General features: G+C 45.2%; 28 protein-coding genes. 14 read left to right on the forward strand and 14 right to left on the reverse strand.

Features of this window, described 5'->3' with window-relative positions; translation table 11 throughout:
- Positions 1 to 45 precede the first annotated feature (45 nt).
- From ACOGW3_RS05085 to ACOGW3_RS05115, 7 genes are all read right to left on the reverse strand, one after another.
- Positions 46 to 1185 (reverse strand): branched-chain amino acid ABC transporter permease, encoded by a 1140-nt coding sequence (locus ACOGW3_RS05085; RefSeq protein WP_419901982.1) that lies wholly within the window; start codon positions 1183 to 1185, stop codon positions 46 to 48.
- A gap of 19 nt (positions 1186 to 1204) precedes the next feature.
- Entirely contained in the window at positions 1205 to 2098 is an 894-nt protein-coding gene (locus tag ACOGW3_RS05090) for a branched-chain amino acid ABC transporter permease (protein WP_419901983.1), read from the reverse strand.
- 1 nt (position 2099) lies between these two features.
- Complete coding sequence (locus tag ACOGW3_RS05095; RefSeq protein ID WP_419901984.1) at positions 2100 to 4076, reverse strand: AMP-binding protein; 1977 nt, start codon at positions 4074 to 4076, stop codon at positions 2100 to 2102.
- Positions 4073 to 4894, reverse strand: coding sequence for an ABC transporter ATP-binding protein (locus tag ACOGW3_RS05100; RefSeq protein WP_419901985.1), 822 nt, complete (start codon positions 4892 to 4894; stop codon positions 4073 to 4075). The genes ACOGW3_RS05095 and ACOGW3_RS05100 overlap by 4 nt, the downstream gene beginning before the upstream one ends.
- A 122-nt stretch (positions 4895 to 5016) precedes the next feature.
- A complete protein-coding gene (locus ACOGW3_RS05105) occupies positions 5017 to 5469 on the reverse strand; it encodes a MerR family transcriptional regulator (protein ID WP_419901986.1) in 453 nt (150 codons plus the stop codon).
- A gap of 521 nt (positions 5470 to 5990) precedes the next feature.
- The gene (locus tag ACOGW3_RS05110; RefSeq protein WP_419901987.1) at positions 5991 to 6146 is read right to left on the reverse strand and encodes a hypothetical protein; all 156 of its coding nucleotides are present in this window, start codon (positions 6144 to 6146) and stop codon (positions 5991 to 5993) included.
- A 672-nt stretch (positions 6147 to 6818) separates the two neighbouring features.
- The gene (locus ACOGW3_RS05115; protein WP_419901988.1) at positions 6819 to 7856 is read right to left on the reverse strand and encodes a helix-turn-helix domain-containing protein; all 1038 of its coding nucleotides are present in this window, start codon (positions 7854 to 7856) and stop codon (positions 6819 to 6821) included.
- Between the two features lie 213 nt (positions 7857 to 8069).
- Here ACOGW3_RS05115 and ACOGW3_RS05120 point away from each other — a divergent pair, with 213 nt between their 5' ends.
- The 9 genes from ACOGW3_RS05120 (at position 8070) to ACOGW3_RS05160 (ending at position 16161) form a co-directional block, all read left to right on the forward strand.
- A complete protein-coding gene (locus ACOGW3_RS05120; RefSeq protein ID WP_419901989.1) occupies positions 8070 to 9074 on the forward strand; it encodes an alpha/beta hydrolase family protein in 1005 nt (334 codons plus the stop codon).
- Positions 9075 to 9100: 26 nt separating this feature from the next.
- Positions 9101 to 9784, forward strand: a complete 684-nt coding sequence (locus ACOGW3_RS05125; RefSeq protein ID WP_419901990.1) for an alpha/beta fold hydrolase — start codon at positions 9101 to 9103, stop codon at positions 9782 to 9784.
- 164 nt (positions 9785 to 9948) lie between these two features.
- On the forward strand, positions 9949 to 11457 hold the full coding sequence (gene istA, locus ACOGW3_RS05130; RefSeq protein ID WP_419901087.1) for an IS21 family transposase: 1509 nt from the start codon (positions 9949 to 9951) through the stop codon (positions 11455 to 11457).
- On the forward strand, positions 11454 to 12266 hold the full coding sequence (gene istB, locus ACOGW3_RS05135; RefSeq protein ID WP_419901088.1) for an IS21-like element helper ATPase IstB: 813 nt from the start codon (positions 11454 to 11456) through the stop codon (positions 12264 to 12266). Before istA ends, istB begins: the two co-directional genes overlap by 4 nt.
- Before the next feature lie 60 nt (positions 12267 to 12326).
- Positions 12327 to 12578, forward strand: a complete 252-nt coding sequence (locus tag ACOGW3_RS05140) for an alpha/beta fold hydrolase (protein ID WP_419901991.1) — start codon at positions 12327 to 12329, stop codon at positions 12576 to 12578.
- Positions 12579 to 12747: 169 nt separating this feature from the next.
- Complete coding sequence (locus tag ACOGW3_RS05145; RefSeq protein WP_419901992.1) at positions 12748 to 13515, forward strand: SDR family NAD(P)-dependent oxidoreductase; 768 nt, start codon at positions 12748 to 12750, stop codon at positions 13513 to 13515.
- Between the two features lie 108 nt (positions 13516 to 13623).
- Complete coding sequence (locus ACOGW3_RS05150) at positions 13624 to 14319, forward strand: SDR family NAD(P)-dependent oxidoreductase (RefSeq protein WP_419901993.1); 696 nt, start codon at positions 13624 to 13626, stop codon at positions 14317 to 14319.
- Positions 14319 to 14858: an FAD-dependent oxidoreductase gene (locus ACOGW3_RS05155; protein WP_419901994.1), complete on the forward strand. Its 540-nt coding sequence runs from the start codon at positions 14319 to 14321 to the stop codon at positions 14856 to 14858. Before ACOGW3_RS05150 ends, ACOGW3_RS05155 begins: the two co-directional genes overlap by 1 nt.
- Positions 14859 to 14928: 70 nt before the next feature.
- Positions 14929 to 16161, forward strand: a complete 1233-nt coding sequence (locus tag ACOGW3_RS05160) for an ISL3 family transposase (protein ID WP_419901077.1) — start codon at positions 14929 to 14931, stop codon at positions 16159 to 16161.
- 59 nt (positions 16162 to 16220) lie between these two features.
- Here the strand turns inward: ACOGW3_RS05160 and tcyJ are convergent, their stop codons facing one another.
- From tcyJ to ACOGW3_RS05175, 3 genes are all read right to left on the reverse strand, one after another.
- Positions 16221 to 17027, reverse strand: coding sequence for a cystine ABC transporter substrate-binding protein (tcyJ, locus tag ACOGW3_RS05165; RefSeq protein ID WP_419901995.1), 807 nt, complete (start codon positions 17025 to 17027; stop codon positions 16221 to 16223).
- Between the two features lie 170 nt (positions 17028 to 17197).
- Positions 17198 to 18154 (reverse strand): LysR family transcriptional regulator, encoded by a 957-nt coding sequence (locus ACOGW3_RS05170; protein ID WP_419901996.1) that lies wholly within the window; start codon positions 18152 to 18154, stop codon positions 17198 to 17200.
- 140 nt (positions 18155 to 18294) lie between these two features.
- On the reverse strand, positions 18295 to 19527 hold the full coding sequence (locus ACOGW3_RS05175) for an ISL3 family transposase (protein ID WP_419901077.1): 1233 nt from the start codon (positions 19525 to 19527) through the stop codon (positions 18295 to 18297).
- Between ACOGW3_RS05175 and ACOGW3_RS05180 the strand changes: the two genes are divergently transcribed.
- Both ACOGW3_RS05180 and ACOGW3_RS05185 read left to right on the forward strand, forming a co-directional pair.
- Positions 19514 to 19687, forward strand: a complete 174-nt coding sequence (locus tag ACOGW3_RS05180; protein ID WP_419901997.1) for a hypothetical protein — start codon at positions 19514 to 19516, stop codon at positions 19685 to 19687. The genes ACOGW3_RS05175 and ACOGW3_RS05180 overlap by 14 nt on opposite strands.
- A 108-nt stretch (positions 19688 to 19795) precedes the next feature.
- Positions 19796 to 21043 carry a threonine synthase gene (locus ACOGW3_RS05185; protein WP_419901998.1) on the forward strand — a complete coding sequence of 416 codons (1248 nt, stop codon included), beginning with the start codon at positions 19796 to 19798 and terminating at the stop codon, positions 21041 to 21043.
- 79 nt (positions 21044 to 21122) lie between these two features.
- Here the strand turns inward: ACOGW3_RS05185 and ACOGW3_RS05190 are convergent, their stop codons facing one another.
- A complete protein-coding gene (locus ACOGW3_RS05190) occupies positions 21123 to 21479 on the reverse strand; it encodes a GNAT family N-acetyltransferase (protein ID WP_419901999.1) in 357 nt (118 codons plus the stop codon).
- 156 nt (positions 21480 to 21635) lie between these two features.
- Here ACOGW3_RS05190 and ACOGW3_RS05195 point away from each other — a divergent pair, with 156 nt between their 5' ends.
- Entirely contained in the window at positions 21636 to 22013 is a 378-nt protein-coding gene (locus tag ACOGW3_RS05195; RefSeq protein WP_419902000.1) for a hypothetical protein, read from the forward strand.
- Positions 22014 to 22196: 183 nt separating this feature from the next.
- Positions 22197 to 22580, forward strand: coding sequence for a hypothetical protein (locus ACOGW3_RS05200; RefSeq protein ID WP_419902001.1), 384 nt, complete (start codon positions 22197 to 22199; stop codon positions 22578 to 22580).
- Positions 22581 to 22657: 77 nt separating this feature from the next.
- Here the strand turns inward: ACOGW3_RS05200 and tnpA are convergent, their stop codons facing one another.
- The gene (tnpA, locus tag ACOGW3_RS05205) at positions 22658 to 23092 is read right to left on the reverse strand and encodes an IS200/IS605 family transposase (RefSeq protein ID WP_419901154.1); all 435 of its coding nucleotides are present in this window, start codon (positions 23090 to 23092) and stop codon (positions 22658 to 22660) included.
- Positions 23093 to 23329: 237 nt separating this feature from the next.
- On the opposite strand from tnpA, the gene ACOGW3_RS05210 reads away from it, so the two are divergent.
- On the forward strand, positions 23330 to 24322 hold the full coding sequence (locus ACOGW3_RS05210) for a rhodanese-related sulfurtransferase (protein WP_419902002.1): 993 nt from the start codon (positions 23330 to 23332) through the stop codon (positions 24320 to 24322).
- Positions 24323 to 24404: 82 nt separating this feature from the next.
- On the opposite strand, the gene ACOGW3_RS05215 is transcribed toward ACOGW3_RS05210, so the two are convergent.
- Positions 24405 to 24980 (reverse strand): FAD-dependent oxidoreductase, encoded by a 576-nt coding sequence (locus ACOGW3_RS05215; protein WP_419902470.1) that lies wholly within the window; start codon positions 24978 to 24980, stop codon positions 24405 to 24407.
- Complete coding sequence (locus tag ACOGW3_RS05220; protein WP_419901077.1) at positions 24981 to 26213, reverse strand: ISL3 family transposase; 1233 nt, start codon at positions 26211 to 26213, stop codon at positions 24981 to 24983.
- Positions 26214 to 26287 lie beyond the last annotated feature (74 nt).

The raw sequence follows: 26287 nt of genomic DNA on the forward strand, positions 1-26287 counted from the left end.
TATCATTATCTCTACCCCGGCCGCCGCGGAATAAAGGCTCCTCTCTTAATGAGAGAATGGATAAAGTTTCCAACTAGCACGGATAAGGCGCCAGCGATGGATCAAACCTTCAGGCTCAAAGATCAGAAAGAGAATGATCACAGCCCCTACGGACATTTCTTTGATGTATGCTTTTCCTTGTTCGATCGTCCGGGCATGTTCGTTTGCGATGCTCAGAGCCGCTTCAGCTTCTTGAAAGAGACTTAAAACCCAAACTTCTACAATTTTGAAATACTCAACAAAGACCGCAACAGAACTTTCCATAAATTGCGGAAGCAGAAGTATAAATGCAGCACCAAGAAGTGAACCCGATACAGATCCAAGGCCGCCAATAATGATCATGGCTAGGAATTGGATCGAAAGCAGAATAGTGAAACCCTCAACAGAAACATATTGTAAATAGTGAGCATAAAGAGCCCCGCCAACACCGGCAAAGAAGCTTGAAACACCAAAAGACATAATTCGATAATGGGTGAGGTTAATCCCCATAATTTCTGCTGACAGGTAGTGATCGCGAACAGCAACCAGAGCCCGTCCATCGCGAGAACGACGAAGGTTACTCACCGCCAGGAATGAAACCACAACCCAGAAAAGAACGAGATAGAAGTACTTCTGATCGGTATCGAGATCTATGCCGAGGAAATTGACTACTTCAGCTGCCGAGCCGTAGGCCCCTCCAGAAAACCAATCTGCACGAGAGAAAAAATCTTGCAGGATAAACTGAGAAGCCAGAGTAGCAATAGCAAGGTAAAGGCCTTTCAAGCGGGCTGCAGGAATACCAAAGATCATTCCAACAGCTGTGGTCATAAGCCCTGCCAGAGGAATACAGATAAACACGGGTATCCCCGTGGTATTGTTAAGCCAGGCTGAAGCGAAAGCGCCAAAGCCAAAGAAAGCTGAGTGACCAAGCGATATTTGCCCGGTAAAGCCAACCAAAACATTAAGCCCCAGAGCGGCTATCCCATAGATCCCAATGGTGATCATCTGGCTGAGGTAATAATCGTTTAAGAAAAACGGCGCAATCAGAAGGGCAAAAATACCGAGATAAACGATCCGCCCTTCGACCTTTGTTCGAAACAACGATGTATCGTCGCTGTAGGTGCTTCTGAAATCACCACAAGGGCGCGGATGAGGAACATGTGACATAGCTAAAACCGCTCCCTTATCAAATACGTTCGATGTCTTTGGTGCCGAACAACCCGTAGGGCCGGATCATCAGGATGATGATCAACACATAGAATGGTGCAACGGTGTAAAGGTTACCGATATGGAGGAACTGACCATCAAAGAACTCAGCCATATTTTCCAACACTCCGATAATTACCCCACCAATTACTGCCCCGATGATTGAATCCAGCCCACCAACGATAACCGCTGGAAAAACTTTAATGCCAATAATTGCCAGAGAATTAGACACAGCATTTACCAGGCCAAGAACGACACCGGCTATACAGGAGACCAATGCTGAGATTGCCCAAGCCATCGCAAAGACCTGCTTTACCGAAATTCCCAAACTCTGCGCCACCTGCTGGTTAAAAGCGGTCGCACGCATAGCCAGGCCATAGCGTGAGAACTTGAAGAAATAATAGAATAGTCCCATCACCAGGAGGGAAAGAACCAAGGACATAAGGTACGCCATCTCGACCTGTAGCCCGCCAATCATGATGGTTTCCTCGCCAAAGACTTTTGGGAAGCTTTCAGCTGAGTTACCAAATACCCAGTTCATCAGGGCCTGCATAAAGATAGAAAGACCGATGGTCACCATGATGACTGAAATAATGGGCTCACCAATCAATGGTCTGAGAATAACCATTTGAACCATGATGCCGAAAGCCGTCATAAATGCCATGGCAAATAGAAAGGCCAGAATAAATGGCATTTGCCATTTCAAGACAAAAAACCAACAAACCCAGGCTCCAAGAACCAGGAACTCTCCCTGAGCAAAATTCACTACTTGGGTGGATTTGTAAATCAGTACAAAACACATGGCGACAACGCCATAGAGCATGCCAACAATGATACCATTGATCAAAAGCTGGAATAGAAGATCCCAATTCATTTTATTCTCCCCCGTCCAGCGTTTCTATTTTAAGTGTCGTCACAACCCTTTGTTTTGACCCATCTTGAAAATGAATAACCGTGTCTATATCGACATGATCATCACCTGAATAAAGCGTGTCGATGATATCGCCGTATTTTTCAGCGATTACACCGCGACGGACTTTGCGTGTACGCGTTAACTCGCCATCATCCGCATCAAGCTCTTTGTATAACAGCAAGAACTTTTTGATCTGTTGGGCCGGAGGCAGCGTTTTATTGACCATCTCCACCTCGGATCGCAACTGTTCATACACTTCTGACTGAGCCGATAGATCGGTGTAGGTTGTAAAACGAAGCCTTCTTTTTTCTGCCCACTTGGACACGATAGGATAGCGAATACAGATCATCGCAGTGAGGTAAGGTTTATCAGCCCCCAGGATAACAGCTTCGGCAACGTAAGTAGAAAATTTCAATTTATTTTCAATGTATTGCGGAGAAAATTTAACCCCTTCAGATGTGTTGGCCAAATCCTTTATACGGTCGATGACAACCAGGTGGCCGTCATCATTCAAATAACCTGCATCCCCGGTTAAGAACCAACCGCCATCCCCGAATGTCTCTTTAGAAGCCGCTTCATTTTTATAGTAGCCACGCATCATATTGCCATGATTGACGCAGATCTCTCCAAGGCCTTCTTTGTCCGGATTATCAATCCGAAGCTCGACACCTGGCATTGGGGATCCAACGCTCTCATGATTGACATCGTCACTTTTATGAATGGTATGGGCCCCGAGGGATTCCGTCTGGCCGTATAACTGTCGGAGTGGAATTCCCATAGACAGAAAGAATTTAAAAGTATCTGGCCCCATTGCCGCGCCACCCGTAGCCGCAGATTTAAGGTTTTTGAAGCCAAGACGATCTCGCAACGCACGCATCAACAACCATTCAGCAGCAAGGGACTCCTTGCCTTTTTCCAATGCAGAGAGGCCCTTTTTAGCCCCCCATTCGTACATTTTTTGCTTCCAGGCGCTTGAGTCCATCATGCGCGCACGAACATCAGCGGCAATCGTCTCCCAAACCCTTGGGGCAAGTAGAACAAAACTAGGGCCCACTTCTCGCAAGTCAGCCATAACGGTTGACTGTTCTTCGGGAAAATTCACCCGCATACGAGAAATTAAATTCCAGGCGACCGAATACATCTGTTCCATCACCCAACTTAAGGGAAGCACGGCAAGGTATTCGTCTTCGGGAGTTTTAGGATCAGCACGTAAATAAGAAGCAGCATGACCGAGGAAAGAACGATGCGGCCACATAGACAGCTTTGGGTTCGAAGTCGTTCCAGAAGTGGTGCAAAGTACAGCAACATCATCAATATCGGTTTCGTCAACCATCCTTTCATAGGCCGAAGCATCGTCGTTTAAGACACTTTGTCCCAAGGCCTCAAGTTCTTCCAGCGACATCAACCGGGGATCATCATACTTCCTCATCCCGCGCGGGTCGGTGTAAATGATATGCTTGATAGAAGGAATTCTGCCTTCAAGATTTAGGAACTTATCGACTTGCTCTTCATCTTCAGCAATAACAATTTTTGGTTCCGTATAGTCGGTTAGATAAGCAATTTCGTCTTCCAGTGCGTCCCGGTAAACTCCCATACTCATCGCCCGGCAACTGTGAGCCGCGATCTCGCCCCAAACCCACTCAACCCGGTTATCACCAATTAAGACAACAGTATCCCCAGAGGTTATTCCGAGCTTGGCCATCCCAAGTGACATCCGGGTAACGTGGTCGTAGAAATCTTTCCATGTGAAGATATTCCAAATCCCAAACTCTTTTTCCCGCTGCGCCACATCGTTTGGGTAATTTTTCGCATTGTAAGAAAGAATTTTTGGCAGGGTATCATAGGTAGAAACATCGACAGAACTATCTGGTATCGGGGCCCAGGCAATCTGGTCACCGTGTACCGTCGTAAGATTTGGACCTTGAGCTATATTACTCATATTGCCACAGCCTCCGCGTCATCATCACGGAGGAGATCATCCTCTTCCCCAAGATATGCATGGCGAACATGCTCATTTTTCATCACTTCTTCGGGTGAGCCCGATGCAATCATTTTTCCAAAATCAAGAACCATGACACGGTTAGATATATCCATAACCACCCCCATATCGTGTTCGATCATGACAACAGTGACACCCAGCTCTTCATTGAGATCCAGGATATACCTGGCCATATCCTCTTTTTCCTCAAGGTTCATGCCTGCCATGGGTTCATCAAGAAGTATGAGATCGGGATCAATTGCAATAGCACGGGCAAGTTCGACACGCTTACGAAGACCATAAGACAAGGTTCCGGCGGGCTCATTTCGCACGTGTTGTATTTCGAGGAAATCAATAATGTCTTCAACATCGCGGCGGTGCTTAAGCTCTTCTTTACGTGCGCCCCCAACCCAATAAAACATTCCGGTCAGAAAATTATTATTAAGCAGGTGATGGCGGCCAACCATGATATTATCGATAACTGACATATGGCCAAAAAGGGCAAGATTTTGGAATGTTCGACCAATCCCCATCGCTGCCCTATCATTGATAGACCGACCAATCAGGTTCTTGCCATTATAAATAATTTCCCCATCTTGAGGTTTATAACGTCCTGATATGCAGTTAAGCATGGATGTTTTACCGGCACCATTTGGTCCGATAATAGAAAACACCTCCCCTTTACGAACGGAAAAGCTCACGTCCGTCAAAGCACGGATACCCCCAAAGCGTAGGCTTACGCCTTTCGCCTCGAGCAAAAGATCGCCCGATTGAACCAAACTTCTTCTCCCTGTCTCCAGCTACTTAATAGCGGATTTATCCACTTATTCGTGTCCGCCGGATATAGCTGATTTTGCCAATTACTCCCCGGTTCAAAATCCAATGAGGAGTTCAACAATAATCAGCTTATTTTTGACGGTGTAGCAGACTGTTCTACCTCTGGTTCAGACAGGGATTGGGCATTTGAGAAGTGTCTCAACTCACCAAGACGACCAGCGGCTACAGCTTCTACTTCGGCCATTTCGAGCAGGATCTCATCAATGTCCTGTCGCTTAGCCCGTAGCTGCGCTCTGTGTTTAGCAATGCATTCCAACAAACGTTGGATTTGCCCACTTTCTCCAGGTTCCAGATCATACATTTCAATGATTTCGCGAATTTCTGCCAAGGAGAAGCCTAAACGTTTGCCCCTCAATATCAGTATTAATCTCGCTCTATCCCGTGAAGTGTATAACCGTTTGCGCCCTTCGCGATGTGGGTTGAGTAACTGTTCGCTCTCGTAGAACCGCAAGGTTCGGGTTGTGATCCCAAACTCATTTGTCAGCTCTGTAATGCTATAAAAGCCCTGTCCATTCATATTTCAATTCTTCTGACACCTTACGTTAAAGTCAATCAATTATTTTACCTCTCGATAAACTCCGGTTCTCAAAAGTTACTGTTTTTCAACCAAAACTCGTAACAATTAAACACCAAGTTATTGTTATAGAAATATAATAATTATTTTCTTCATCATTGACGTCTTGCTTGAGGACAATAGTGGCATCTGCTGTTTTGCAGATAAACACACAATTGTGCAGCAAAGATCTGCAGATTCGCAGATTAATAATTATAACATCGATAAGATATTGAATTAATCAGGAACTAATAGACAGTTTTTACGCACGACAAGGACAACTTACGCAATTATTATTGAAATAATATTACAAAAAATATGACGACAATACAGCCACAAGATGCGCCTTACGCATTCGAAAACACTCGAGGATGTAATTTGTGCCTCCTACTCACCCAGATAAAAAAGGCCAGGCACGACACAGCCTGGCCTTCGTTTAAAATTATAGGGTTTGATTGCTTGCACCTTGGCAAGTCACCCATCAGTTATAAATATTGCTCCCATGACCGAAGAGGCATTGGGGGATCAGGGTCTGCAGGTAGACCGATGTCGCGGCGAATGGACAGCGGTAAATCCTGTGCACGCCCCATTGCTGGGCGGCGCCTGAATACAATACTAAATAATTTCATGATACGCGTCATGACTAACTCCATTTGGAATGAAGGCACGACTGTCAGGAGATCAAAATGTCACTCGTAGTTATTCTCTTTAACAACTAGCTATTTATAACGGTTCTTCTCTCTGCTTAAGGCAAAGATGCACAATAGCGGCACTTCAACCAGAAGAGATAATACGGCTGCATTCCGCACGTAAAAACGCACGACAAAACATGCAATAGAAGAAATTTGTTATAGATAGTTAATGAGAAAGGTGAACTACTATTTCCAAACAGTCAGTACCAGAAAGTTGGGTACCTTACCGCTTCAGCAGGTATAACATCCGCTGAGAACGGCGCCGGAAACACGAGTGACATAAGCTGAGCGTGTACGAATCCCGTATGCACTCGTGCGGATATATGCAGAGGCAGAATAACGGGTCATAGAACGCTCCTTTTAAAGCTTAAAGTAAATCACGAAATCTTTTTAGCTTCGAAACTACTTGTTGCCAAGATCTTATCACGTTGAAATTACAACTTAATATTGAGTGATGCATTTTCACCACACGAGATGCTGATTTGCATCAGTTCAAAACAAACCTCCGTTAAAAGGATATAACGATCACCTCTAAATTTTTGATACCAAATTACTCAAATTCTTCAAAGTGAGACTTATAAATTCAGAATGACCAAGAAAACCGATCTTTCTTGCTCACAATTACTGAGGCTTATATTTCACATTTGGAAACTGATTGCGCCAATCTTTCGGACTAATGCCGGTAACACGGCGAAATTCTCTATTAAAATTTGATTTAGTCTGAAATCCGGCATCGAACATTACTGTTGTAATGGGTTGGTCAGAAGCGATGAGAAGACGACAAACTTCTGCCACACGGAATTCATTGACATATTGTGAGACATTTTGGTTTTTAATCCGGTTTATTGCGCCTGATATTTTTCGAGATGGAATTCCACATTTACGTGCCAAACGATCAAGATTTAAATCAAAATCACAAAAAACACCCCTCCCTCCAAGTAACTCATCCACTCTTTTAAGAACCTCAATATCTTCAGGTCCGAGTACAGCTTCACCAACGAGATCTTTTTCACTATAGGGCCTTTTCACCCTGGCGTTATCGGCAATAGCTGATGAAAGGCCTAACAAAACTAAGGCAGGAAGGTTAGCCAATGAGACGATGAGGGCCGAGTAATGCCCCTCGTTTAAATTAATATCCAACGATATGACGATATCGACCAGAGCAAAAAGGAGCAAAAAAATTGCCGTTACGAAAAGAGCTCTATGGGCACGGGGGCTTTCATCAAGTCGGGCCATAGAAAGGCAATCAGAGCCTGAGAATGCCATTTTTAGAAGGGCAAGGCCATAACCAGAATAGATCATGATCAGCACGACATCTATTGGGCTCGGCCACAATAAGATTAAAGAGAGCACAACTAGCGACGGAATAAAATGCATCCAGTCTCGGGATAAAAGAATGTCTGGACCACCCTTGGCCAACTGCCGAAAGCTTAACCACGCAAGTGAGGCCCAACTTGCCGCCAAGACAGACTGTACAGGTAAAAACATCAGCACTCCATACCCCCAGCGAATACCGATCAACACAGACAAGACAGCATAGAGAACGATCAGGGACACAAAAAGTCGACTTGTCTTTGGCGTTTCTTCTCGCCTCAACAATTGAGCCAAAATGATCACCAGCAAAAGAGTCACGACAAAAGGTAGCGGTACGAAAAGCATATGAGGCCCTGCGCAAAATCAGAAGTATTCAGGTCAGACGATAACCACGTCACAATAAATTTGCGAGGTTTAAAACCTAATCTTAATCGAGCAGGACCTACATCGTAATATTGTACGACCTAAATCATGATTTAGGTCTCACAGGAAAACACAACATGTCAGTTATTAGAAACTCTTCAACCTGAAAGACATCTAATACGAGGCATGATGATCATGAAATTCCTCCCCGGCATCGCAGCTCTGTTCCTAATAGCCAGTTTAACACAAGCAAAGGCCATCGGATTTCAACGCGAAATCGTTTCTGATCCGAGCGACAAACAGCTTGAAGTCGGCATTTGGTATCCAAGCAACAGTCCTGTTCCTGGACAAGACAATACACCATTCCGACAGGCACTTGCTCTCGGCGGAAAACTTGAAGGCCAGGACCTTCCTCTCATCGTACTTTCACACGGATATGGTGGCTGGATGGGCAGTCATGCTGGACTTGCCCAAACACTTACCCGGTCTGGGTACATCGTCGTAGCCCCCAATCACACAGGTAATAACTATGAAGACGAAAGTTACCCACCACAAAAATGGATGATTGATCGTCCACGGCACATAAAACTCGTGATTGATTTCATGCTCAATAACTGGAAAAACGCGAGCAAAGTTGCACCTTCAAAAATCGGAATGTTCGGTTTTTCTGCTGGAGCTTATACAGCTCTGGTCTCCTCAGGTGCGGTCCCCAATATTAAAAGGCTGATTTCTCATTGCGACAAAAATCCGACGGAACTTGTTTGTAAACTTGGCATAAATGACGAATTCAAAGCATCAGGGCTCGAAAACCTCCCTCGATCAGCATGGAACTATGATCCACGAATAACCGCAGCTGTGGTTGTTGCTCCCGGTCTTGGGTTTGCTTTTGATAAAAAGGGATTAGAGAACGTTACCGCTCCCATACAGCTTTGGGCGGGATCAAAAGACCTGAATGTTCCAACGATGACCAACACCAATATAATTTTAAAGGGGATACCAATTAAACCCGAGTATCACTTGATCAATAAGGCGGGGCACTTTGCCTTTCTTCCTCCATGCAATCCCCTGTTAGAAGAAGCCAATCCACGCGTATGGAAAATGGTATGCCTTGATGATCCAGCCTTTAATCGGCATAGTTTTCACAAAGAGTTCAATAAAGAGATAACAGCCTTTTATAACAAAACCCTCACGAATAAATAACCTTTCCCTTGAAAGAACAAAAGCAGATGCAATCTTCTACCTTGCCCGGCTTCACCCACACATACGTTAAAGTAAATGGCGTAAAAATAAGCGTGCACACCGCAGGTAAAGGAAAGCCGCTGCTTTTGTTGCATGGTTATCCTCAAACCCATGCTACCTGGGGAAAGGTGGCACCTGAATTTGCTAAAAACTTCAAATGTGTCATCCCCGACCTGAGAGGATATGGCCGAAGCGACACACCCCCAACAGATCAAGAGCACTATACTTACTCCAAACGGGAAATGGCCAAGGATATGGTCGCCCTTATGGAAAGCTTTGGCCATGAAAGCTTTAATGTCATCGGACATGACCGCGGTGCCAGAGTGTCTTACCGTATGGCACTGGATCACCCGAAAAGTATAGAACGCATTGCCATTATTGAGGTTGTCCCCACGATCGATATGTGGGAACGCTTCAATGCTGAAATGGCGCTAAAAGCCTATCATTGGACTTTTCTTGCTCAGCCCGCCCCTCTTCCTGAAAACATGATCTCGGCAGATCCCGTTGCCTACCTTGAATGGACCTTAAAGAGCTGGACAAAAGGCGGTAACCTGGACGTGTTCTCCCCTGTTTCACTAGAGAGTTACAGCGAACAGTTTAGAGATCCCGAGCATATCCATGCCCTTTGCGAAGATTACCGTGCCGGAGCAACAATTGTTCAGCGACAATAACCTTGGCCGGTTGCGACAACCACCTTGGCCGGTGGATCTGATCATTAAAAAGGGCGTGCCCGTTTGATAATCAGATCCACCGGCCAAGGCTTAATTTGGTGTTAGTTACAAGCTGCTGTGAGTTGATAAATTAGGAACCTCTAGATGTAATTGGAGGAACCTGTTTGCCGTATAAATTTATCACAGATGAACAACTGAGACTTTACATGACAGATAGAAAAACTCATGGTCAACGAACCGCCGCTGCCCGCGCAGGGTTTAGCGAACGCACGGCCCGCCGATTTGACGTTGATGCGACTTTACCGTCACAACGCAATATAAAGCGAGGGCGAACAGTTTCTGATCCGCTTGAAGATATCTGGGATAAGGACATCCTTCCCATTTTGGATAAAGACAACTCGGTCAAACCCATTACTTTGTTGCGCCACATACAGAGCCTCTATCCGCTCCGTTTTCCCGATGACCGTGTCAAGCGCACGTTAGAGCGCCGAGTTCGGGGGTGGCGGGCTCTGAATGGCCCTGAAAAGGATATCATTTTCAGGCAAACACCTGAGCCGGGTTACATGGGCCAATCAGATTTCACGGATGCAGCCGACTTAAGTATTACCATTGCAGGAGATCCTTTGGTGCATCGGCTCTATCATTTTGTTCTGGTATATAGCCGATGGGAACATGTTGGGGTCGTACTTGGCGGTGAGAGTTTTACAGCCCTTGCGGAGAACTTACAAAATGCGCTTTGGTCCTTGGGGGGCGCTCCTGAAAACCACCGGACCGACAGCCTGTCTGCGGCCTTTCGGAATTTGAGCGTTGAGGAAAAGGAGGACATTACCAAACGTTATTCTGCTTTTGTTGAGCACTACGGTATGGAGGCCAGTCGAAATAACAGAGGGGAATCACACGAGAACGGTGCCATTGAATCTCACCACGGTCACCTTAAGACTGCGATAAAGCAGGCCCTGATTTTGCGTGGCAGTAATGACTTTGACACTTTGGATGAGTATCGGCGATTTTTGGACGAGCTGATTGCTAGACGGAACAAACATCGTGACCAAGATATCCAAACAGAGTTGAAATCTCTCAAGGCGTTACCTCCTCGGCGAACAACAGATTACACTGAAGTCGTGTCGAGAGTTACCAAAACAAGTGGTTTTTTAGTTAAGCAGGTTTTTTATAGCGCCCCTTCTCGCCTAATTGGTCAACGCTTGCGTGTCCATATTTACGATAACCGGATAGAAGCCTATCTAGGCAGCACTCATGTCGTCAGCCATTCTCGTGAGCGGGGGCACGGCAAAGGCCCCCGCATTCATGTTATCAATTATCATCACGTCATTCATGCTCTCAAACGTAAACCTCAGGCACTCGCCAATTCTATTTATCGTGACAGTATTTTTCCAAGAACCGAGTACTCCCTGGCCTGGACATTGTTTCAGAAAAAGTTGTCCCGCAGAGATGCGTGTCGTCAGATGGTTGGGATACTTTTCCTTGCGCACGAAGAGGCTTGTGAGGCCGAAGTCGCGCACCTGATTTCGAGAGAAATCAATGCAGGAAGGCTACCTTGCGCAAAAAAACTTAAGCTGAATATCACAAAAAAGAACACGGATTTACCTCCTGATATTCCCGTGGTTCAACCTTCATTATCAGTCTTTGATACTCTGTTGGAGGATCGGGCATGACAAACATTGAAGTGGATCAGCACAAGCTGCCTCTTATGCTAACTGACTTACGATTACCCAGCTTTCACAAACACTGGCAAGATATCGCAATCCAATCCGACAAGGAGGGCTGGTCAGCAGCCAGGTTCCTTGCCGTTTTGGCCGAATATGAATTGGCCGAAAGGGACACGCGACGCATTCAACGCCATCTCAACGCATCAAACCTGCTGGGCGGAAAAACTCTGGCCACTTTTAACTTCAAGCGGCTGCCTAACGTGAAAAAGGCGCAGGTCGAAGCCTTGTCTGCCGGTGACTGGATTGACGCAAGAGCAAATCTGATTGCCATTGGAAATTCAGGGGGAGGAAAAACTCATCTCCTATGCGCCGTAGGTTATGCTCTTATAGAGGCTGGATACCGTGTGCTCTATACGCAAACCAGTGATCTGGTGCAAAAACTCCAGGCTGCCAGACGTGAACTTATGCTCGAAAACGCCCTCGCAAAACTCGATAAATTTGATCTCATCATTCTCGATGATATTACCTATGCACAAAGGGATATATCTGAAACATCCGTGCTCTTTGAATTGATCGCCAGACGATATGAGTACCGAAGTATTGCAATTGCTGCCAATCAACCTTTTAGCGGATGGGACAATATTTTTCAAGATAAGGCCATGACCGTTGCAGCAATCGATCGTCTTGTTCACCACTCAACCATTCTTGAGATGAATATCGACAGCTACAGACAATGGGAAGCCGCCCAAAATCTCAAAAAAATGTTGCGGAAAACCACAAACAAAAAGGTGAAAAATATGCCTGAAGCATCGTAAATAAACGTCAGATCACAGCCGCATCAAAAGCGGCCAAGGTGGTTGACGCAACCGGACAAAGTGGTTGACGCTCTACAAACAATAGACCGCGCCCTCGACGATCAAGATCGCAAGGCAGGAAATAAAATCAAAGCACCGCTTTTTTTCCTGTGGGCAGAAATCGGTTTTCCTGCACGTACAGGTAACCCTTTGGGGTTGTGGCAATCCTGGGCCGAAAATGTCGAGGGACAAGCTATTGATTGTGGCCACTTCGCCCAGGAAGAAAACCCGCAAGCTGTAGTAGAAAGCTTAATTCCCTTTTTTCAAAAATAAACCCTTCATTTTTTCCGAAAAAATAATCCGCTCAATTCGTTGAAACACAACATATTTTTCTAAATTTCATTTCACCTACCTACTTAAAGATAGGCAAGCATCTTGACTTCTTCTAATTTTCATCCATCTTTAAGTAAGTTACCTACCTACTGATAGATTGGACATTAAGATGACATCGAATGTGGCTCTAATAATTGGCGGCTCAAGTGGCATGGGCAAAGAAACAGCCAACAAGCTTCGTGAAAACGGAACAGACCTTATTCTTGTTGGAAGAAACCCGGCAAAACTTGAAGAAGTAAAAGCAGAACTGACAACAATAGGATCAGGCTCCATTGACCTACATTCTGTCGATCTGCAATCCGACAGTGAGGTGAGCGCGTTTGTAAAAACGATCTCAAGTGAAACACGGCATATCTCATACCTGGTAAATGCTGCTGGGACATTTAAACCAGTCTCTTTCCTGGAACACACCGCTGAAGATTTCGACGGATATCATCAGGTAAACAAGAGTTTGTTTTTCATAACCCAGGCAGTGGCCCAGAATATGAAATCGAATGGTGGAGGCTCTATCGTTAACATCGGATCGATGTGGGCAAAGCAAGCTATTAAAGCAACGCCATCATCTGCCTATTCCATGGCAAAGGCTGGCTTACACTCTCTTACCCAGCATCTCGCAATGGAACTCGCCGAATACAATATCCGGGTGAATGCGGTCTCTCCTGCCGTAGTTGTCACTCCGATTTTTGGATCCTTCATCGAACCAAGTGAGATTGAGGGTACTCTCACAGGTGGTTTTGATGATTTCCACCCCATCGGTCGGGTAGGTCGGACAGATGATATCGCTGCAGTGATCAATTTCCTTCTTTCAGATCAGGCCTCATGGGTTACTGGCGCAATCTGGGATACTGATGGTGGGGTTATGGCAGGCCGTAACTAAAGAAGTAGAAATTAATGGTTGGGCTTCTGACTTCACGGAAAAGTCGAAAGCCCAGCTATTATTTTTATGGCACACTGAAGCAAGTCATCATTGAACAGGGATTGCGTCATGTCAGAATTAAAACCACTCGCCATTATCGCAGGAGCAGGTCCCGGTCTTGGCATGACCATGGCGACAAAACTCGCGAACGAAAATCACCACGTCCTTGCAATTTCGAGGTCTAAACCTGATCAGGATCCTGTTAACGAGAACATTCACTTTAATCAGGTTGATCTCGGTGACAGAGCGTCCGTTGAAGAGATCATCAACCACTCAGTAAAGAAATTTGGGCCGCCAAAGGTTCTCATTCACAACACGGCACAACTCGTCATAAAACCGTTCTTAGATACAAATATCGAGGAGTTTTCTGTAACTTGGAACTCAATGGTTCAAACGGCGATTAATGTCTGCCAGCTAACCATTCCGCACATGTTAGCGCAGGGCGAAGGAACCGTTATCATGACAGGTGCAACAGCCAGTTTAAGGGGTGGCAAAAATTTTTCTGCCTTTTCCTCTGCCAAGTTTGCACTACGCGGCCTCGCTCAATCTCTCGCCCGGGAGTTTCAGCCTCAAGGTATCCACGTCGCCCATGTCATACTAGATGGCATCATTGATACCGAACGCAGCCGGGAGAGACACGCGTTAGATCCTTTGCGCATGATGAAGCCGGAAGACATTGCACAAGCTTACTGGCAACTCATCCAACAACCCAAATCGACATGGAGCCACGAACTGGACCTCCGCCCCTATCAGGAAAACTTTTAATGCATACTGACAACCTTATTATCGGTGGAGGTATTAGTGGTTTGTATCTGGCCTCCAAGTTTGCTGATCAAGAAAAAGACTTTCTGTTGGTTGAAGCAAGAGACCGTCTTGGTGGGCGCATAGACAACCACAAAGGGTTGGACTTGGGACCAACATGGTTTTGGCCTGGCCAGCGTCGAATGACCACACTTTGCAAAAACCTTGGCATCTCGGTATTTGAACAGCAAAACCAAGGAGACATGCTCTACGAAGATCCCAATGTCCAATCAGAACGCATCCCCTCACAGCAATATCAAATGACTTCTTATCGTGTTGATGGGGGCATCTCACAAATCATCAGAGGATTAGAACATAAAATCCCCTCCGCGAAATTCCTGCTCAATCACCAAGTAAGAGAAATTATCAGAACAGAAGATGGTTTAACTGTTAATTTGAACCAAACTACTAATAAAAGCTCCGTCTCCGCAAAGCGGGTTTTTCTCGCGCTCCCCCCCAGGCTGGCAGCTCGAAATATGGCTCTTCTCCGCTTTGTTGAGTAGAAAAAGATGCCGACCGCCAAGTAACCTGTTGATATGTATGGTTTCTGATAACTTTACATAGAGCAGGTATATGACAATCAACATCTCGCAGCATATTTTAGGCCTCAAAGGGCAACGTGTAAATGAAATTAAACTGGATGACGGCGGTGTTAAGATTGTCATTCACTGCAGCCGAGACGCGCGTAGGAGGGCTATAGACCCTGCTACAGGCCAGAAGGGAAGCATCAACCAGCATGTCCGCCGACAAGTAAACGACATCCCCCTTTTTGGGTATCCTTGTGTGGTCGAGATTGAGCTGGCGCAGGTTTATATTAACAAGGGCGAACGCCGCATTGAGGGGTGTGATTTTGTTGATAAAGGGTGCCGTTTCACTCACCGATTTTGCCGACTGATCAGTGGATTATGTCGGCATATGTCTATTCAAGCGGTTTCCAGACATTTGGATATACGATGGGAAACGGTCAAGAATATCGACAGGGCATACCTTATTGAAACTCTCCCTACGCTTGATCCTGCAGAGCTAACTGGCTTGGAATATATTGGTGTAGATGAAGTTGCCCGGGCGAAAGGTCATGACTACATGACGGTGGTCTACGATATGGTTGGCGGTCATCTGATCTGGGTTGAAGCAGGCCGAACTGCCGAGGTTTTTTCAAGGTTTTTGAAACAACTGCAACCAGATACAGCCTGCAAAATAAAGGCCGTAGCGATGGATATGGGGCCTGCCTACCAAAAGGCTGTCAGAGAGTCCTTGCCGTTGGCCGACATAGTATTTGACCGTTTCCACGTCATGAAAAACTACAGCAAAGCTATCCATAATCAGCGTCGACTTGAGTTCAGAAAGGCCGATCCAAGTGGTAAAGAGTTGATGAAAGGGACACATTATCTGTTGCTCAAAAATGCGGATAAGTTGAGTGAAAAACAAAGTGACAAGCTGCAAAGGTTGCTGGAGAGCAATAGCAACCTGAATGCACTTTACGTCTTGAAAGAACAGCTTCAGCTGCTGTGGAGTGCCGCTTCATTTGAGGCGATGGCGGAGCAACTGGAACGTTGGTGCCTGATAGCAGATCAGTCACAGATGCTCTATCTAAAAAAGTTCGCGAAATCCCTACGGAAACATTGTGTGGGCATCTGCAACTACGCCAAACACAAGCTCACAAGCGCCAGGATAGAGGCTGGTAATGTCAGTATAGGAATGATCCGTAAGCGAGCCAGAGGCATCAAGGATACCGAATACTTCAAACTCAAAATTAGACAATCATCCATTCCAGATAATCAATCTATGCTCTATTTGAAATCCTAAATCTACTCAACAAAGCGGAGAAGTGCCATAATTACGTCCATGGTGTTATCCAGCTAGAACTATTTGGTTGCGTCTAACTGGAACCATTTTTGAGAGATTGCAGCCAAGGTGCCATCTGCTCGTAATTCATCAAGACCTTTGTTAAGGGCTTTGAGGAGTTCTTCATTGCCCTTACGTAGGGCAACGCCCATGCGCTGCTTGTCAAAAGGTTCACCCGCAGCAACAACTCGACCACCGGAATTTTCCAATAAATATGTAGCTGCTAGACGGTCATTGAGAAAGGCATCCAGGCGACCAACTAGGAGATCTTGTAGTTTAGTAGCATTATCATCGTATGTTGAGACTTCTGCTCCAGGGACATTCTTTGATAACCACTCTTCGTAGTTACTACCTAGACCGACACCAACGTACTTACCCGTAAGATCTGCTGGGGTGTTGAAGTCACCTTGTTTGTCTTGGCGTGTGATAACCTGAATTCCCGAGACAGTATAAGGTTTTGTGAAATCGTATTTTTTCTGACGTTCTTCGGTAATGGTCACTTGATTTGTGATAATATCGAAACGCTCGGTTTCAAGGCCAGCAAGCATGCCGTCCCACTTTGTTGGAACGAATTCGGCATTTACACCGAGACGTTCAGCCAAAGCTTTGGCAACATCTACCTCAAAGCCAACGAGCTCTCCACTTTCATCCTGATAGTTAAAGGGGGGATAGGTGGCCTCTAGGCCAATCAAAATAGTTCCACGATCTTTAATCTGCGTTAGTAAGTTTTTATCGCTACCCGCGTTAGCAGTGCTGATAGAAAGGCCTAGAATAGATGTTGCGATTGTGGCCGCAGTAAGCAGTCCTTGAAAATAGGATTTGGTCATTATCGTTCACTTGAATGTTATATGAGGGTGTGTATTTACGCAGATATGTATCAAGTAAATTATAATTACAAGTTATTTTACAAAATAAAAAGTAAATATCAATATTAAACACAAAAATAGTGTGCATTGTAGGTGTCTTTTGAATCCCTGACTATGAAACCAATTACAAATTAGAAAAATTCGATTTCATTTATTGCCCACTGTAATTTGTCGCTAATCTGAGGCATTCCAACATTTTTAATATGCGCTTTGCACAGTTCTGAAAGTTCTTGTGGAATGTTTCCCAATTCTTTTTGCCGTGCAACCAGAGAAATAGTCCGGTGAAATTTGGTAAACGGAACCGGAATGATCTTAACCTTATCCAAAAAATGGCGGCTATCGAGTAATCCTGTTGGCGTTGTTAGGGCCCAACCGTGCCCCGCAGTGACCATTGGTAAGATAGCCCGAGTGGTATCAAGCTCATAGCGGTGGGGGATGGTTAGTCGCAAACGCCTCAAATGTTGTTCAATCAGACGGCTGATGGGTAGTTTCGGGCTATATCTTATAAAGGGCAGCTCTATGAGTAATTTCTCAAATGAATTGCTATCATACGAATAATCTCCGGGTAGGACGAGGACAAATGGTTCCTTATAGAGAGGATATCTCTCCATGTTATCGACATCATCCATTGGGTCCATGGTGATGATGAGATCTGTCTTTCTATTTAGAAGGGCTTCACGGTGATCATCTGTCTGTCCGCTAGATATCTTGATGTTACCTTTTGGCAGAAGATTACCGATCTTGTAGGTCAGTTCAGGCACGAGAGTGTCAGCAAGGGTGTCGATCACAGCAATCCTGATCTGATTGAGAGGGACGACATTGATTTTTTGAAGGGTACTCCACATTAACGATACCTGATCGAGTACCTGTAAGGCATGCTCGTAGTAAGTTTGCCCAGCAGGAGTGGGAGAAAGGGGACGAACTGATCGATCAAATAGGACCGATGAGAAGAGCTCCTCCTGATTGGAGATATGCTGAGATATTGATGATTGTGTCATTTGCAAATGTTTGGATGCCTCAGACATACTACCTTTTTCAACGACAGTAACAAAAATCTCCATAGCTCGGAGGCTTAAACCTTTAGTCATGCTCATAGGTTCGCCCTATCTTCAGTGTTTCCGGTTCATTGCGTAAATCATAATTCGTTTGGTCATCTAACTTAAGTCAAGTTAATAGTGTAGCCACATATGGAACAAAATATGGCTCTTCTCCGCTTTGTTGAGTAGATTTAGGATTTCAAATAGAGCATAGATTGATTATCTGGAATGGATGATTGTCTAATTTTGAGTTTGAAGTATTCGGTATCCTTGATGCCTCTGGCTCGCTTACGGATCATTCCTATACTGACATTACCAGCCTCTATCCTGGCGCTTGTGAGCTTGTGTTTGGCGTAGTTGCAGATGCCCACACAATGTTTCCGTAGGGATTTCGCGAACTTTTTTAGATAGAGCATCTGTGACTGATCTGCTATCAGGCACCAACGTTCCAGTTGCTCCGCCATCGCCTCAAATGAAGCGGCACTCCACAGCAGCTGAAGCTGTTCTTTCAAGACGTAAAGTGCATTCAGGTTGCTATTGCTCTCCAGCAACCTTTGCAGCTTGTCACTTTGTTTTTCACTCAACTTATCCGCATTTTTGAGCAACAGATAATGCGTCCCTTTCATCAACTCTTTACCACTTGGATCGGCCTTTCTGAACTCAAGTCGACGCTGATTATGGATAGCTTTGCTGTAGTTTTTCATGACGTGGAAACGGTCAAATACTATGTCGGCCAACGGCAAGGACTCTCTGACAGCCTTTTGGTAGGCAGGCCCCATATCCATCGCTACGGCCTTTATTTTGCAGGCTGTATCTGGTTGCAGTTGTTTCAAAAACCTTGAAAAAACCTCGGCAGTTCGGCCTGCTTCAACCCAGATCAGATGACCGCCAACCATATCGTAGACCACCGTCATGTAGTCATGACCTTTCGCCCGGGCAACTTCATCTACACCAATATATTCCAAGCCAGTTAGCTCTGCAGGATCAAGCGTAGGGAGAGTTTCAATAAGGTATGCCCTGTCGATATTCTTGACCGTTTCCCATCGTATATCCAAATGTCTGGAAACCGCTTGAATAGACATATGCCGACATAATCCACTGATCAGTCGGCAAAATCGGTGAGTGAAACGGCACCCTTTATCAACAAAATCACACCCCTCAATGCGGCGTTCGCCCTTGTTAATATAAACCTGCGCCAGCTCAATCTCGACCACACAAGGATACCCAAAAAGGGGGATGTCGTTTACTTGTCGGCGGACATGCTGGTTGATGCTTCCCTTCTGGCCTGTAGCAGGGTCTATAGCCCTCCTACGCGCGTCTCGGCTGCAGTGAATGACAATCTTAACACCGCCGTCATCCAGTTTAATTTCATTTACACGTTGCCCTTTGAGGCCTAAAATATGCTGCGAGATGTTGATTGTCATATACCTGCTCTATGTAAAGTTATCAGAAACCATACATATCAACAGGTTACTTGGAGGTCGGCATCTTTTTCTACTCAACAAAGCGGAGAAGAGCCCAAAATATAAAGCTTGTTGGTTATTAATGTGGGTTAGGTTAAGTAAAAATGATATTAAGGATTAGATAAATAGACGAGGCTTTCAATTGTGAATTCTACTCGGCATGCTTTCCAAGATACGAAATTGATAAATTTCTCAACACTTCTTAGATGCTCATGATTGGAAGAAAGCAATGTCACAACGTTCTGTTTTGGATCCTGCCGTAGAGAACGACTTTCCAAACTTCGTCACTCACCTTGAATGTTCTTACACTGGTGAGAAGCTTCCAGCCAATCAACTCCATGGTTTATCTCCTGTGGGGAAACCGATACTGGTGCGTTATGACCTCAAGGCGTTGGCAAAAGCTGTTACCAAAGAAGATCTTGCGAAAAGACCGGGAGGATTTTGGCGGTACCGGGAGTTCCTTCCCGTGCGAGATACTAAAAATGTGGTAAGTCTCGGCGAGGTGATGACTCCCTTGATGCCCTTACGCAAACTCGCAGGAAAAGGTGGTGAGCTCATTGTGAAGGATGAAGGTCGATTGCCGACGGGATCTTTTAAAGCGCGTGGTCTTGCATTGGCTGTGGCGATGGCAAAGGAACTGGGCATTACGCGTTTGGCGATGCCAACAAATGGTAATGCAGGGGCTGCGATGGCAGCTTATGCCACCCACGCAGGCATGGAGACGACGATTTTTTGCCCAGATGATACTCCTGAAGTAAATGTCTCTGAAATTGAATACCAAGGGGGCAAAGTTTATCGCGTTAATGGCTTGATCAATGATTGCGGCAAGATTGTTGGTGATGGCAAAGAGCCAACGGGGTGGTTTGATTGCTCAACATTAAAAGAGCCTTACCGGATAGAAGGCAAAAAAACCATGGGCTTGGAACTTGCCGAGCAACTGGGTTGGGAAGTGCCAGATGTAATTTTCTATCCTACGGGTGGTGGCACAGGCCTTATTGGTATGTGGAAAGCCTTTGATGAACTTGAGGCGATTGGCTGGATTGGATCGAAAAGACCAAAGATGGTCGCGGTACAGTCCACAGGGTGTGCGCCTATTGTAAAGGCCTATGAAGACGGTGAAGAGCATGCTCCGCTTTGGGAAAACGCTTATACCCATGCTTCAGGAATACGTGTTCCGATCGCTGTGGGGGATTTTCTTATCTTGAGAGCTGTCCGGGAAAGTGGCGGCTTTGCGATTGCTGTCACCGACGACGCAATTGATGTTGCTCAGGCGGAGGTCGTAAGAGAAGAGGGTGTTCTGCTTTGTCCAGAGGGAGCGGCTACTTATGCTGCTTATAAGCAGTCGTTAGCGGATGGTAGAATTAAATCAACCGATAGGGCAGTTCTTTATAACTGTGCAACAGGGCTTAAGTACCCAATGCCACCGATTACACGTACTCTGGATAAAAACCAGCCAATCGATTATTCAACTATTTAATTAGAGTTTAAGAGAGGGAGAGATTGTCTTTCCCTCTCGTCAGTTTTGATAGGCCTCTCATTATCCCAAGGAGGAGTGTTTAAGCATTCTCATTTCCGGAATAGGTATAAGAGTACTGGTTAATATCCTGACGCAGAGACCAGCCTTTGGAAGCCCAAAAAGTGTTCGCCAGGCTATTGTCTTTGAAGACAAAAATATGGGTTTTGTCGATGCCTATATCAGCCAGAGCATCAATGCACTTTTGAAACAGCTTTTCCCCGAGCCCTTGTTTTCGTGCTTTCGGCGCCACGATTAAATGCTGTAGGTACCCCCGGCGCCCATCATGCCCACACATTACACAGCCGATAATCTCGCCCCTTATTTCAGCAATAAAGCTTAAGCCCGGATTTCTATCCAGATATCTTGCTGTTGCCGCTTTAGAGTCTGCTTCACGCAATGTTACGCCAGGTGTTTTATCAAACAATCTTATGAGTAGTTGGTGATCTGAGTTAAGCATTTCGCGTATGTGCATATTCTTGTCCGGAAAATACATTGCTAAAGTTGGTGCGGTCTAAGTGATTGACAATTATGGGTGGAATTACCATGATACGCTATGACAATATATAATCTAAAATATTTATTGTTGCCATTTGTTCTCGTTTTCTCTGGGTGTGACGGGGGTGATAAGGGGCTTGATTTTAAGATGATCTCAAAAAGTAAATCGAATATCGGGATTAAAAATATAGGTATTCGGGACATCCAGGGCTGTGATATTATTATCAATGGTGCAAAAGGATTTAGACACGAACCCGGGGGTTCTGCCTTTGCATCAGGTGAAAGCCGGATGTTTTCAATGACGAGATTTTACAGTATCGGGCATCGGCTCTTTGATCAAAGAGTAGATCAGATAGAGGCGATTTTAGTAACCTGCAGGCAGCCAAATGTCAGTGTTCAGGTATATGACAGCAGTGGTGTTTTAACCAACTTCTAAACCAATCATATTGAACTTACTAAAATAAAATTTATCGTCACTCTGACCTTTTTGTCTCGATTATTCTGAATACTTTTCTTAAGTATCTATAATATATATCAAATGAAAAATGAAACAGCTGGACAGGCTCCCTCAATAAAGCCTAGGTAATAACCACTAATGGGGGAGTTAACGATAGATATTATGGCTGTAAATAAACTTTGGCTTGTGTTCGTTCCTGCCTTTTTGTTCCTTGTGGGGTGTCAGGGCAGTGAGGGTGATTTTGATTTCAAACTCACATCGTTAAATAAATCGAGTGTGGGAATTAAGAGCGAGGATCGCCGGGATATCGATGGCTGCATCATTCTTATTAATGGTGCAAAGGGGTTTTGGCACGAACCTGAGAAATCAACTTTTCTTTCGGGGCAAAGCCGGGTGTTTTCAATGACGAGGTTTTATGACACTGGGCAAAGACGGTATAATCCTAAGGTGGACCGGATTGAAAAAATTTCGGTAAATTGCGCTCAGCCAAAAGGAAGTAAGATTGTCTATAATGCCGATGATGTATTTAACTCATTTCTGAACTAGTTAAATGACCCCCGGCAAAGCCGGGGGCTTAAGCGGGTGAGCCCCTTAAAGGGGCAAATTGGGAACCGCTAAAGCGGTTATGGATTGAATATATCCATTTGGTCAAAGTACTTATCACGCTCTTCTTGCGTTCTGATATACTCCCTCACCATCTGTTCATCGAGCCCTACAGTTGAGACGAAATATCCACGGGCCCAAAAATTTTCACCCTTGAAATTCCGTGCTTTATTTTTGAATTTTCGAGCTATGGCAATCGCGCTTTTTCCTTTTAGGTATCCAACGACTTTTGAAACAGCATGTTTGGGCGGTATGCTGATACACATGTGAATGTGATCCGGCATCAAATGGCCCTCCTCAATCTTACTTTCGCGATGCCCGGCCAGTTCATGGAAAATTTCACCAAGATACTGACGTAGGTTGCCATAGATAACTTTTTGCCTGCGTTTAGGGATGAAAACCACGTGGTATTTACAATCCCATCTCGTATGTGCAAGGCTTTTGTAATCTCTCATCGGCTAATTCCTTTGTTATTTTGGTCAATAAACAAAGAAATGTAAGACCGTGGGAACGGTCAAACCATTGAGAGTCCCCCGGCATAGCCGGGGGTTTACCGGATTAAATTATTTTCTATATGTGGCCTGAAATAAGCCTGATTATAGGTCTGGCTTGATATACGGATAGCACTTTGTTATACAGCCGCCACATATTGTAGCTCTGGTTTTACGTTCCAGCCCGCACAAGGAAGAAAGATGTCAAATATTGTTGTTTCGGCACTGTATCATTTTGCCGTTTTGGAAGACTTTGAAAGTCTCCGCGAACCTCTACAGAAATTTATGCTTGAGCATGAAGTTAAAGGAACACTGTTACTCGCCCGCGAGGGGGTCAACGGTACTGTTGCTTCGACCCAAGAAGGTATCAATGCACTGCATGCTTATATTCGTGCTGATGACCGTCTAAAAAATGTGGTGACAAAAGAGTCTTATCACGATGAGATGCCTTTTCACCGTACCAAGGTAAAACTCAAAAAAGAGATCGTTACCATGGGTGTTGAGGGGATTGACCCCAACCAGATCGTAGGCACTTATGTGAAGCCACAGGACTGGAATACACTGATTTCTGATCCTGATGTTGTCATCGTTGATACCCGTAATGACTACGAGGTCGGTATCGGAACTTTCAAAAATGCAATCGATCCTAAGACAGCCACATTCAGAGAGTTTCCTGCTTATGTAAAAGAGAACCTTGAGGGGGCAAAGGATAAGAAAGTCGCAATGTTCTGTACCGGGGGTATTCGGTGCGAAAAATCAACGGCTTATCTGAAGGAACAAGGCTTTGGAGAGGTTTATCACCTAGAAGGCGGTATCTTAAAATACCTCGAAGAAGTACCTGAAGAAGAATCTCTTTGGGAAGGTGAGTGCTTTGTTTTTGATAGCCGGGTGGCGGTAAAACACAACCTGGAAAAAGGCATCTACGATCAGTGCTTTGCCTGTCGTATGCCGATCACCGAGGAAGATAAAGATAGTCCGCACTATCTGAAAGGCATCTCCTGCCATCATTGTCACGAAAACCTAAGTGATGAGCAGAGGCAGCGTTTTGAAGAACGTGAAAAACAGATTGGCCTGTCGGAAAAGCGGGGCATTGATCATATCGGTGGTGAAGTGGCCACGATTATTGAAAAGCGTCGTGAGTTAAAGCAACAAGAAAAAGAGCATCAGAAAAAGATCACACTTGGCGAGCTGTAACGGTCATTTGTCACAATAAATTAATGACAATAAATAAAAAGGAGAAGCTCTGCACAAGCAGGGCTTCTCCTTTTTGTATGCCTTAATTCGTAAGTACGATTGCTTCTTCTACTGCAGCCAACGCACCTTCTAGATAGCCGCCTTCTGAGTTAGCAACTTCAGTTCCTGTAAATATTAGTTGACCATCCCATAATCCTCGGAGGCTCTTTGGGAGTCCATATAGGGGATGATTTTGCAGAGGTTCCATATCGTCCTCTGTTGCCGTTAACCTATCGTTCCCCCAGTCTTTGATGGTGATGTCTAATGGAAGCGGAGTGTCTGTTCCATAAAGTCTGGTAATTTGTTGTTTTATAGCCGTTTTTAGTTTCTCTTCCCCCATCTCCTTACGTTGCCTTGGTGTGCCGCCGATAAAGCCAAAGAGTGCGAAAGGTGTATTTGACGAAGCTGAAGCGTCATGTATTTCCATCAGAGGGCCCAGGCGGCTAAAGGCTTGACCCGATAGATTACGGTCTCTCCAAAAGGGCTTTTCGAACTGAATAAGAGCCTTGGCCTGTCTCGCCATCCAGGTGGGAATGGATATCATACTCTTTTTGACCTCATCTTCGAGAGCGGGAGTAAAGTTAATATTTCGGGCACTTCTCCGCTTTGTTGAGTAGATTTAGGATTTCAAATAGAGCATAGATTGATTATCTGGAATGGATGATTGTCTAATTTTGAGTTTGAAGTATTCGGTATCCTTGATGCCTCTGGCTCGCTTACGGATCATTCCTATACTGACATTACCAGCCTCTATCCTGGCGCTTGTGAGCTTGTGTTTGGCGTAGTTGCAGATGCCCACACAATGTTTCCGTAGGGATTTCGCGAACTTTTTTAGATAGAGCATCTGTGACTGATCTGCTATCAGGCACCAACGTTCCAGTTGCTCCGCCATCGCCTCAAATGAAGCGGCACTCCACAGCAGCTGAAGCTGTTCTTTCAAGACGTAAAGTGCATTCAGGTTGCTATTGCTCTCCAGCAACCTTTGCAGCTTGTCACTTTGTTTTTCACTCAACTTATCCGCATTTTTGAGCAACAGATAATGTGTCCCTTTCATCAACTCTTTACCACTTGGATCGGCCTTTCTGAACTCAAGTCGACGCTGATTATGGATAGCTTTGCTGTAGTTTTTCATGACGTGGAAACGGTCAAATACTATGTCGGCCAACGGCAAGGACTCTCTGACAGCCTTTTGGTAGGCAGGCCCCATATCCATCGCTACGGCCTTTATTTTGCAGGCTGTATCTGGTTGCAGTTGTTTCAAAAACCTTGAAAAAACCTCGGCAGTTCGGCCTGCTTCAACCCAGATCAGATGACCGCCAACCATATCGTAGACCACCGTCATGTAGTCATGACCTTTCGCCCGGGCAACTTCATCTACACCAATATATTCCAAGCCAGTTAGCTCTGCAGGATCAAGCGTAGGGAGAGTTTCAATAAGGTATGCCCTGTCGATATTCTTGACCGTTTCCCATCGTATATCCAAATGTCTGGAAACCGCTTGAATAGACATATGCCGACATAATCCACTGATCAGTCGGCAAAATCGGTGAGTGAAACGGCACCCTTTATCAACAAAATCACACCCCTCAATGCGGCGTTCGCCCTTGTTAATATAAACCTGCGCCAGCTCAATCTCGACCACACAAGGATACCCAAAAAGGGGGATGTCGTTTACTTGTCGGCGGACATGCTGGTTGATGCTTCCCTTCTGGCCTGTAGCAGGGTCTATAGCCCTCCTACGCGCGTCTCGGCTGCAGTGAATGACAATCTTAACACCGCCGTCATCCAGTTTAATTTCATTTACACGTTGCCCTTTGAGGCCTAAAATATGCTGCGAGATGTTGATTGTCATATACCTGCTCTATGTAAAGTTATCAGAAACCATACATATCAACAGGTTACTTGGCGGTCGGCATCTTTTTCTAC

The organism is Kiloniella sp. (assembly GCF_965205715.1).
In the GTDB taxonomy this organism is placed as follows: Bacteria; Pseudomonadota; Alphaproteobacteria; order Kiloniellales; family Kiloniellaceae; genus Kiloniella.

Bases quoted from the DNA above. Each gene is read 5' to 3' on its own strand.
- tcyJ (WP_419901995.1), bottom strand. From the start codon at position 17,027: ATGACCAAATCCTATTTTCAAGGACTGCTTACTGCGGCCACAATCGCA.
- ACOGW3_RS05155 (WP_419901994.1), top strand. From the start codon at position 14,319: ATGCATACTGACAACCTTATTATCGGTGGAGGTATTAGTGGTTTGTAT.
- ACOGW3_RS05105 (WP_419901986.1), bottom strand. From the start codon at position 5,469: ATGAATGGACAGGGCTTTTATAGCATTACAGAGCTGACAAATGAGTTT.
- istB (WP_419901088.1), top strand. From the start codon at position 11,454: ATGACAAACATTGAAGTGGATCAGCACAAGCTGCCTCTTATGCTAACT.
- ACOGW3_RS05170 (WP_419901996.1), bottom strand. From the start codon at position 18,154: ATGACTAAAGGTTTAAGCCTCCGAGCTATGGAGATTTTTGTTACTGTC.
- ACOGW3_RS05160 (WP_419901077.1), top strand. From the start codon at position 14,929: ATGACAATCAACATCTCGCAGCATATTTTAGGCCTCAAAGGGCAACGT.
- ACOGW3_RS05180 (WP_419901997.1), top strand. From the start codon at position 19,514: ATGTTGATTGTCATATACCTGCTCTATGTAAAGTTATCAGAAACCATA.
- ACOGW3_RS05210 (WP_419902002.1), top strand. From the start codon at position 23,330: ATGTCAAATATTGTTGTTTCGGCACTGTATCATTTTGCCGTTTTGGAA.
- ACOGW3_RS05125 (WP_419901990.1), top strand. From the start codon at position 9,101: ATGCAATCTTCTACCTTGCCCGGCTTCACCCACACATACGTTAAAGTA.
- tnpA (WP_419901154.1), bottom strand. From the start codon at position 23,092: ATGAGAGATTACAAAAGCCTTGCACATACGAGATGGGATTGTAAATAC.
- ACOGW3_RS05120 (WP_419901989.1), top strand. From the start codon at position 8,070: ATGAAATTCCTCCCCGGCATCGCAGCTCTGTTCCTAATAGCCAGTTTA.
- ACOGW3_RS05085 (WP_419901982.1), bottom strand. From the start codon at position 1,185: ATGTCACATGTTCCTCATCCGCGCCCTTGTGGTGATTTCAGAAGCACC.
- ACOGW3_RS05115 (WP_419901988.1), bottom strand. From the start codon at position 7,856: ATGCTTTTCGTACCGCTACCTTTTGTCGTGACTCTTTTGCTGGTGATC.
- ACOGW3_RS05185 (WP_419901998.1), top strand. From the start codon at position 19,796: ATGTCACAACGTTCTGTTTTGGATCCTGCCGTAGAGAACGACTTTCCA.
- ACOGW3_RS05110 (WP_419901987.1), bottom strand. From the start codon at position 6,146: ATGACGCGTATCATGAAATTATTTAGTATTGTATTCAGGCGCCGCCCA.
- ACOGW3_RS05175 (WP_419901077.1), bottom strand. From the start codon at position 19,527: ATGACAATCAACATCTCGCAGCATATTTTAGGCCTCAAAGGGCAACGT.
- ACOGW3_RS05145 (WP_419901992.1), top strand. From the start codon at position 12,748: ATGACATCGAATGTGGCTCTAATAATTGGCGGCTCAAGTGGCATGGGC.
- ACOGW3_RS05220 (WP_419901077.1), bottom strand. From the start codon at position 26,213: ATGACAATCAACATCTCGCAGCATATTTTAGGCCTCAAAGGGCAACGT.
- ACOGW3_RS05195 (WP_419902000.1), top strand. From the start codon at position 21,636: ATGACAATATATAATCTAAAATATTTATTGTTGCCATTTGTTCTCGTT.
- ACOGW3_RS05200 (WP_419902001.1), top strand. From the start codon at position 22,197: ATGGCTGTAAATAAACTTTGGCTTGTGTTCGTTCCTGCCTTTTTGTTC.
- ACOGW3_RS05095 (WP_419901984.1), bottom strand. From the start codon at position 4,076: ATGAGTAATATAGCTCAAGGTCCAAATCTTACGACGGTACACGGTGAC.
- ACOGW3_RS05150 (WP_419901993.1), top strand. From the start codon at position 13,624: ATGTCAGAATTAAAACCACTCGCCATTATCGCAGGAGCAGGTCCCGGT.
- ACOGW3_RS05090 (WP_419901983.1), bottom strand. From the start codon at position 2,098: ATGAATTGGGATCTTCTATTCCAGCTTTTGATCAATGGTATCATTGTT.